Below are 8,541 nucleotides of genomic sequence, written 5' to 3' on the forward strand. Positions count from 1 at the left end.
GCAGGTGCCCCTGTGATCATTGCGAATTCGAGTACTTACTCGTCTTCCAGCTCAATGTTGATACCCAGAGAGCGGATCTCTTTCAACAGTACGTTGAAGGATTCCGGCATGCCTGGTTCCATCCGGTGATCGCCATCGACGATGTTTTTATACATCTTCGTACGGCCGTTCACGTCATCGGACTTAACAGTCAGCATCTCTTGCAGGGTATATGCGGCACCGTATGCTTCCAGTGCCCACACTTCCATCTCACCGAAGCGCTGACCACCGAACTGTGCTTTACCACCCAGCGGCTGCTGAGTAACAAGGCTATAAGAACCGGTAGAACGCGCGTGCATCTTATCGTCAACCAGGTGGTTCAGTTTCAGCATGTACATGTAGCCGACAGTAACCTGACGCTCAAACTGCTCGCCAGTACGGCCGTCAAACAGTGTGATCTGACCAGAGGTTGGGATTCCGCCCATTTCAAGCAGCTGCTTGATCTCTGTCTCTTTGGCACCGTCGAAGACTGGCGTTGCGATTGGCATGCCTTTCTTCAGGTTTTCAGCCAGACGAAGTACTTCGTCATCGCTAAAGGTGCTCAGATCCACTTTCTGACGAACATCGTCGCCCAGGTCATACGCTTTCTGGATGAACTCGCGCAGCTTGGAAACTTCTTCATGTTTCTTCAGCATCGCATTGATTTTTTCACCAATGCCTTTCGCGGCCATACCCAAGTGGGTTTCCAGAATCTGACCAATGTTCATACGAGATGGAACGCCCAACGGGTTCAGAACGATGTCGACCGGCGTGCCGTTTTCATCGTAAGGCATATCTTCGATCGGGTTGATCTTGGAGATAACACCTTTGTTACCGTGACGACCAGCCATTTTGTCACCCGGCTGAATCTGACGTTTAACGGCCAGATACACTTTGACGATTTTCAGCACGCCTGGTGCCAGGTCATCGCCTTGGGTGATTTTACGACGCTTCGCTTCGAGTTTTTTCTCAAACACGGATTTCAGTTCGTCGTACTGTTCGGCCAGCTGTTCCAACTGGTTTTGTTTTTCTTCGTCGGTCAGAGACAGTTCGAGCCAGCGATCGCGTGGCAATTTGCCCAGCTTATCGGCTTCAACACCGCCAGCAACCAATGCTGACTGGATACGTGCAAACAGGCCAGCTTCAAGGATCTGCAACTCTTCAGTCAGGTCTTTCTTAGCCTGCTTCAGCTGCATCTCTTCGATTTCCAACGCACGCTTGTCTTTTTCCACGCCATCGCGGGTGAAGACCTGCACGTCGATAACCGTACCTGAAACGCCGTTTGGTACACGCAGAGAAGAGTCTTTAACGTCAGACGCTTTCTCACCGAAGATAGCGCGCAACAGCTTCTCTTCTGGCGTCAGCTGGGTTTCACCTTTCGGCGTTACCTTACCAACCAGAATGTCGCCGCCGGTTACTTCAGCACCGATATAAACGATACCGGATTCATCCAGTTTAGAGAGTGCAGCTTCGCCCACGTTCGGGATGTCAGCCGTGATCTCTTCAGGCCCCAGTTTGGTGTCGCGGGACACACAAGCCAGTTCCTGGATATGGATGGTGGTGAAGCGGTCTTCTTGAACGACACGCTCGGAGACCAAGATGGAGTCTTCGAAGTTGTAACCGTTCCAAGGCATGAACGCGACACGCATGTTCTGACCCAGTGCCAGTTCGCCCAGATCTGTAGATGGACCATCCGCCAGCACGTCGCCGCGCTCGATTGGCTCACCCAGATTCACACACGGCATCTGGTTGATGCAGGTGTTCTGGTTAGAACGGGTGTACTTAGTCAGGTTGTAAATGTCGATACCTGCTTCGCCCGGGTACATCTCATCTTCGTTAACACGAATAACGATACGGGATGCATCCACGTATTGAACAGTACCACCACGCTTGGCTACGGCAGTAACACCGGAGTCAACCGCTACAGCACGTTCCATACCGGTACCAACCAGCGGCTTATCAGCACGCAGAGTAGGAACCGCCTGACGTTGCATGTTCGCACCCATCAATGCACGGTTGGCGTCATCGTGTTCCAGGAATGGAATCAGAGAAGCACCAACGGATACGATCTGCTGGGTAGAAACGTCCATGTAGTCAACTTGGTCGCGGCTGAACAGGCTTGATTCGCCTTTGCTACGACAAGTGACCAGGTCTTCCAGGAAGCGGCCTTCGTCATCCAAGTTGGAGTTCGCCTGAGCGATTACGAAGTTGCCTTCTTCAATGGCAGACAGATAGTTAATTTCATCAGTCACCACGCCTTCACGCACACGGCGGTAAGGGGTTTCCAGGAAACCATACTCATTGGTCTGTGCATAAACAGACAAGGAGTTGATCAGACCGATGTTTGGACCTTCTGGCGTTTCGATTGGACATACGCGACCGTAGTGAGTCGGGTGTACGTCTCGAACTTCAAAGCCAGCACGTTCACGGGTCAAACCGCCCGGACCCAATGCAGAGATACGACGTTTGTGCGTGATCTCAGACAACGGGTTGTTCTGGTCCATAAATTGGGACAGCTGGCTTGAGCCGAAGAACTCTTTCACCGCAGCCGAAATCGGCTTAGCGTTGATCATGTCCTGAGGCATCAGAGTGTCGAGATCGCCAAGAGACAGACGCTCTTTAACAGCACGCTCAACACGAACCAAACCTACGCGGAATTGGTTTTCAGCCATCTCACCGACAGAACGAATACGACGGTTGCCCAAGTGGTCGATATCGTCCACTTCGCCTTGGCCATTACGAATGCCGATCAGTTTTTTCATTACCTGAATGATGTCATCTTTGCTCAGAATGCCTGAACCTTCGATTTCATCACGCAGCAGAGAACGGTTGAACTTCATACGACCAACAGCAGACAGGTCGTAACGATCTTCAGAGAAGAACAGGTTCTCAAACAGGCTTTCAGCAGCTTCGCGAGTTGGTGGCTCACCAGGACGCATCATGCGGTAGATCTCAACCAGTGCGCTCAAGCGATCGCTGGTTGGGTCGACGCGAATGGTCTCGGACATGTACGCGCCATGGTCGAGGTCATTGGTGAACAACGTTTCGATGGTTTTGTGACCGGATTGGCTCAATTTAGCCAGTAAATCCAGAGACAATTCCATGTTCGCAGGAACAATCAGCTCACCGGTATTAGTGTCGATGTAGTCTTTAGCAACTACTTTTCCTGCGATGTATTCAACAGGAACTTCGATGCGCTGAATGTCGTCTTTTTCAAGCTGACGAATATGACGAGCAGTGATGCGGCGGCCTTTTTCTACATAGACTTTGCCGTCAGCTTCGATATCAAAGGAAGCTGTTTCACCGCGCAGGCGCTCAGGTACCAGTTCCATCTGCAACTTGTTGTCGCGGATCTGGTAAGTCACCTTGTCAAAGAACAGGTCAAGGATCTGTTCAGTGGTGTAGTTTAATGCACGCAGAATGATGGTCGCAGGCAGTTTACGGCGACGGTCAATACGTACAAACAGGTTATCTTTCGGGTCGAACTCGAAATCTAACCATGAACCGCGGTAAGGGATGATACGTGCGTTATAAAGCACTTTACCCGATGAGTGGGTTTTACCCTTATCGCTGTCGAAGAATACGCCCGGACTACGGTGCAGCTGAGATACGATAACCCTCTCAGTACCGTTAATCACAAAGGTACCATTTTCGGTCATGAGCGGAATTTCGCCCATATAGACTTCTTGTTCCTTGATGTCTTTGACCGTACCTTCTGGTGCTTCACGCTCGTAGATCACCAGACGCAGTTTCACGCGCAGTGGCGCGGAGAACGTCACACCACGAATCTGGCATTCTTTAACGTCGAATACAGGCTCACCAAGACGGTAGCTAACGTATTGCAGCTCAGAGTTACCGCTGTAGCTCTTGATAGGGAATACAGAACGGAATGCAGCTTCCAGACCGTACTGGCCTTCCGGATCTTGCTCGATAAACTTCTGGAACGAGTCAAGCTGGATAGAAAGGAGATATGGAATGTCCAGAACTTGTGGACGTTTACCAAAATCCTTACGAATGCGTTTTTTCTCGGTATAGGAGTAAACCATAGGGTTCCTCAGCTCGCTGATCAGTGACCCAATCTTGTCTGCCCTGAGAAGGACAGTTCATGCAACACCGTTTATGTCGACCGAAAAGCAGAGACGCTTTCCGCAATACCCGTTTCTATCACTCTTAAATCATTTCGTTGTGCGTTATCTGTGGATGAGCCACAGCAAGGGGCATCAATATATTAAGTCGTCTATAGAAAGAGATATTAGAGTAGTTCAGTGTTCAAACAGTGTGAAACACCACTGACACTCTATAGCGCAAAAAGGCTGGTGACTAAAAAGTCACCAGCCATCAGTCTGTTAGGACAGACTGCACTCCGGGAAGTTAAACTTACTTAACTTCAACAGAAGCACCAGCTTCTTCCAGAGATTTTTTCAGTGCTTCAGCGTCGTCTTTGCTGATGCCTTCTTTCAGAGCTGCTGGAGCAGACTCTACCAGGTCTTTAGCTTCTTTCAGACCCAGGCCAGTAGCGGTACGTACTGCTTTGATAACAGCAACTTTGTTAGCGCCAGCAGCAGTCAAGATAACGTCGAATTCAGTTTTCTCTTCTACAGCTTCAGCAGCAGCAGCTGGGCCAGCAACGGCAGCAGCAGCAGAAACGCCGAATTTCTCTTCCATAGCGGAGATCAGTTCAACGATTTCCATTACAGACAGAGCTGCAACGCCTTCAATGATTTGTTCTTTAGTGATAGACATTTAATTGTTCCTAGAATTCAGAAATAGTTTATACGTAAGCATTTGAACGAGAAAAGAAAGGCTGATTAAGCAGCTTCTTTCTGATCACGTACTGCAGCCAGAGTGCGAACCAATTTGCCAGCAGCGGCTTCTTTCATGGTTGCCATCAGGCGTGCGATTGCTTCATCGTAAGTAGGCAGAGTTGCCAAGCGGTCGATTTGAGCCGCAGAGATAAACTCACCTTCAAAGGCCGCAGCTTTAACCTCGAATTTTGCATTCGCTTTAGCGAAATCTTTGAACAGACGAGCAGCAGCGCCCGGGTGTTCAGAAGAAAATGCAATCAAGGTAGGACCGACAAACGTGTCTTTCAGGCACTCGAACTGAGTACCTTCAACGACGCGGCGCATCAGGGTGTTACGAACAACACGCATGTAAACGCCAGCTTCACGACCTGCTTTACGCAGTTCAGTCATTTTATCTACAGTTACGCCACGGGAATCCGCAACAACCGCAGACAGCGCGCCTTTGGCTACTTCCATGACTTCAGCAACAATCGCTTGTTTGTCTTGAAGATTTAATGCCATTAGCTTTTTGCTCCTGGATTTAGCCGGGGAAAATCCCCGGAACTCACATCACCTATAACCGAGATCGGAGATAGGCGTACAAACACGGTGAGCAGAGAATCCAGCAAAGACTATTCAAGTTCTTCATACTTTCTTTAAACAAAGAAAGACAAAGAAAAATTTTCTTCAGGCTCTGTCACCGTCTACGCAGGAAGGATTAAGTCCTTTGCGGGACACCTGCGGTCTTGGACGGAGGCCTGGATAGGCCAGGCTCCAACCGAAAAATTCTTGGTTTCGCGTTAACGAAACAACGGGCCATAGATTCTAGACAAATCCATCGCCCGCGTAAAGCGATAAACGTCAGCAGTTAATTAGTTAACTGTTGCGCTCAGGCCGCTTTGATCAATTGCAAGACCAGCGCCCATGGTAGTGGACAGGCTTACTTTCTTGATGAAAACGCCTTTAGCCTGAGAAGGCTTCGCCTTTTTCAGTGCAACCAACAGAGCTTCCAGGTTTTCTTTCAGCTTGTCGGATTCGAAATCAACCTTACCAATAGTGGTATGGATGATACCGTTTTTGTCGTTACGGTAACGAACCTGACCAGCTTTAGCGTTCTTAACTGCTTCAGCAACGTTAGGAGTTACAGTACCAACTTTCGGGTTAGGCATCAGACCACGTGGGCCCAGAACCTGACCTAATTGACCTACAACGCGCATTGCATCTGGAGAAGCAATAACAACGTCAAAGTTCATTTCGCCTTTCTTAATCTGATCAGCCAGATCTTCCATACCTACCAGCTCAGCGCCTGCAGCTTTAGCAGCTTCAGCGTTTGCACCTTGGGTGAAGACAGCAACGCGAACAGAACGACCGGTGCCGTTAGGCAGAACGGTAGCACCACGAACGTTTTGGTCAGATTTACGCGCATCGATACCGAGGTTAACGGCAACGTCTACACTTTCAACGAATTTAGCAGTGGCCAGCTCTTTGAGCAGAGCAACAGCTTCGTTAATGTCGTACTGTTTAGTAGCATCAACTTTGTCACGGATCACGCGCATGCGCTTGGTCAGCTTAGCCATCTATTAATCCTCCACTACCAGGCCCATGGAACGAGCAGTACCTTCGATAGAGCGCGCCATGGCCTCTACGTCAGAACCAGTCATGTCCGCAGCTTTGGTTTCTGCGATTTCACGAACCTGAGCAGTCGTTACTTTACCCACTTTGTCTTTGTTCGGCTTGCCGGAACCAGACTTGATACCAGCCGCTTTTTTCAACAGCACAGCTGCTGGAGGCGTTTTGGTAACGAAGGTGAAAGAACGGTCAGAGTAAACGGTAATGACAACAGGGATCGGCAGGCCTTTCTCAACGCTTTCAGTCTTAGCGTTGAATGCCTTACAGAATTCCATGATGTTAACACCTTGCTGACCCAGTGCCGGACCTACCGGTGGACTTGGGTTAGCCATACCAGCTGCAACTTGCAGCTTGACGTAGGCTTGTACTTTCTTGGCCATTTAAATTTCCTCAGTTGGGTAATATCGCCTGTTTGAAGAGGCTCCCCGTTATTTGCAGTACTTTTCTGTGCAGAGGCTGCACAGAAAAACAAAAGGCGCGAAATTATAGTTTAATTTCGCGCCCTGCACAACATCTGTTCGAACCGATGTTGAAAGAGTTATTAACCCTTTTCGACCTGACCGAAGTCCAGCTCAACAGGCGTTGCACGCCCGAAGATAGAAACAGACACTTTCAGGCGGCTTTTTTCGTAATCCACTTCTTCCACAACACCGTTAAAGTCAGCAAACGGACCGTCGTTAACACGGACCAACTCACCTGGTTCAAACAGCGTTTTCGGCCGTGGCTTATCGCCGACTTGTTGCAGGCGATTCATAATAGCGTCAACTTCTTTATCGCTAATAGGCGCCGGACGGTCAGAAGTACCGCCAATGAAACCCATTACGCGAGGAACGCTACGCACTAAGTGCCAGCTGGCGTCATTCATCACCATTTGAACAAGCACATAACCTGGGAAGAATTTGCGTTCACTCTTGCGACGCTGACCACCACGGATTTCAACAACTTCTTCCGTAGGAACCATGACTTCGCCGAACAGCTCTTCCATGTCGTGCAATTTGATGTGCTCACGCAGCGATTGTGCTACGCGGCCTTCAAAGCCGGAAAACGCCTGAACGACGTACCAACGTTTTTTAGGTGCTTCAGACATTTAGAACCTCAAGCCAGTAATAAAAGATACCAAGCGAACCAGAATACCATCTAGTCCCCACAGAATCAGTGACATAACGGCAGTTACCGCAGCAACGATCAGTGTGGTATGCAATGTTTCCTGGCGCGTAGGCCAAATTACTTTACGTACTTCGGTACGCGCTTCGCGCGCAAACGCAACTGTCGCTTTGCCTTTAGTCGTCAATAATGCCACTGCACCAGCAATAGCAATAATGACAACAACTGCCAGCGCACGTAACGGCAGGCTGTATGCACGGTAATAATAGTTACCGACAATAGCTACGACCAACAAAACGGCAACAACTAACCATTTTACCGCTTCCAGGCCGCGCCCGCTCCCTTGAGCCTCGGTATTCGCACTCATAAACCAACCCGTCACAATGATTCAGAACAAACAACTTTGCCTCGCATTGCGAGGCAAACCAAACCGATCGATGCTCTACAGTGAGCGCAACTCGGTGTTTTACGCTATATCTCAGAGCCTATCTCACCAATGATTATGACGTATAAATCGCTGATGAGATAGGTTCTAGCGCCACAGCGTAGAAAAGGGCATCGAATGATGCCCTTTTAGTGTGCATTGCGTCAACGTAAAGTGACAAAAAAGTATCAGCGATTAAGCGATAACTTTAGCAACAACACCTGCACCAACAGTACGGCCACCTTCACGGATTGCGAAACGCAGACCGTCATCCATCGCGATTGGGTGGATCAGGGTTACTACCATGTTGATGTTGTCACCTGGCATTACCATCTCTACGCCTTCTGGCAGTTCGATGGTACCGGTCACGTCAGTTGTACGGAAGTAGAACTGTGGACGGTAGCCTTTGAAGAACGGAGTATGACGGCCGCCTTCATCTTTGCTCAGGATATACACTTCTGAGTCAAATTTGGTGTGTGGTTTGATTGAACCTGGTTTAGCCAGTACCTGACCACGTTCGATGTCTTCACGCTTGATACCACGCAGCAGAACACCAACGTTCTCACCAGCACGGCCTTCGTC

General features: G+C 49.4%; 8 protein-coding genes. All 8 read right to left on the reverse strand.

What is annotated here, in order from left to right; genetic code table 11:
* Positions 1 to 35 precede the first annotated feature (35 nt).
* A complete protein-coding gene (gene rpoB / locus SBO83_RS21030) occupies positions 36 to 4,064 on the reverse strand; it encodes a DNA-directed RNA polymerase subunit beta (protein WP_034795009.1) in 4,029 nt (1,342 codons plus the stop codon).
* A 331-nt stretch (positions 4,065 to 4,395) separates the two neighbouring features.
* The gene (rplL, locus tag SBO83_RS21035; RefSeq protein WP_034795006.1) at positions 4,396 to 4,761 is read right to left on the reverse strand and encodes a 50S ribosomal protein L7/L12; all 366 of its coding nucleotides are present in this window, start codon (positions 4,759 to 4,761) and stop codon (positions 4,396 to 4,398) included.
* Between the two features lie 65 nt (positions 4,762 to 4,826).
* Positions 4,827 to 5,324, reverse strand: coding sequence for a 50S ribosomal protein L10 (rplJ, locus tag SBO83_RS21040; protein ID WP_034795004.1), 498 nt, complete (start codon positions 5,322 to 5,324; stop codon positions 4,827 to 4,829).
* A 350-nt stretch (positions 5,325 to 5,674) separates the two neighbouring features.
* Positions 5,675 to 6,379, reverse strand: coding sequence for a 50S ribosomal protein L1 (gene rplA / locus SBO83_RS21045; RefSeq protein WP_034795001.1), 705 nt, complete (start codon positions 6,377 to 6,379; stop codon positions 5,675 to 5,677).
* 3 nt (positions 6,380 to 6,382) lie between these two features.
* Positions 6,383 to 6,811, reverse strand: coding sequence for a 50S ribosomal protein L11 (gene rplK / locus SBO83_RS21050; RefSeq protein ID WP_034794998.1), 429 nt, complete (start codon positions 6,809 to 6,811; stop codon positions 6,383 to 6,385).
* Positions 6,812 to 6,972: 161 nt separating this feature from the next.
* Positions 6,973 to 7,518, reverse strand: a complete 546-nt coding sequence (gene nusG / locus SBO83_RS21055) for a transcription termination/antitermination protein NusG (protein ID WP_009639145.1) — start codon at positions 7,516 to 7,518, stop codon at positions 6,973 to 6,975.
* A complete protein-coding gene (gene secE / locus SBO83_RS21060) occupies positions 7,519 to 7,902 on the reverse strand; it encodes a preprotein translocase subunit SecE (RefSeq protein ID WP_034794996.1) in 384 nt (127 codons plus the stop codon).
* 252 nt (positions 7,903 to 8,154) lie between these two features.
* Positions 8,155 to 8,541: EF-Tu C-terminal domain-related protein (locus SBO83_RS21065; RefSeq protein WP_449536237.1), on the reverse strand; the 387-nt coding region annotated here is incomplete at its 5' end.

It is taken from the genome of Ewingella allii (assembly GCF_044430645.1).
In the GTDB taxonomy this organism is placed as follows: domain Bacteria; phylum Pseudomonadota; class Gammaproteobacteria; order Enterobacterales; family Enterobacteriaceae; genus Ewingella; species Ewingella allii.

Bases quoted from the DNA above. Each gene is read 5' to 3' on its own strand.
- rpoB (WP_034795009.1), bottom strand. From the start codon at position 4,064: ATGGTTTACTCCTATACCGAGAAAAAACGCATTCGTAAGGATTTTGGT.
- rplL (WP_034795006.1), bottom strand. From the start codon at position 4,761: ATGTCTATCACTAAAGAACAAATCATTGAAGGCGTTGCAGCTCTGTCT.
- rplJ (WP_034795004.1), bottom strand. From the start codon at position 5,324: ATGGCATTAAATCTTCAAGACAAACAAGCGATTGTTGCTGAAGTCATG.
- rplA (WP_034795001.1), bottom strand. From the start codon at position 6,379: ATGGCTAAGCTGACCAAGCGCATGCGCGTGATCCGTGACAAAGTTGAT.
- rplK (WP_034794998.1), bottom strand. From the start codon at position 6,811: ATGGCCAAGAAAGTACAAGCCTACGTCAAGCTGCAAGTTGCAGCTGGT.
- nusG (WP_009639145.1), bottom strand. From the start codon at position 7,518: ATGTCTGAAGCACCTAAAAAACGTTGGTACGTCGTTCAGGCGTTTTCC.
- secE (WP_034794996.1), bottom strand. From the start codon at position 7,902: ATGAGTGCGAATACCGAGGCTCAAGGGAGCGGGCGCGGCCTGGAAGCG.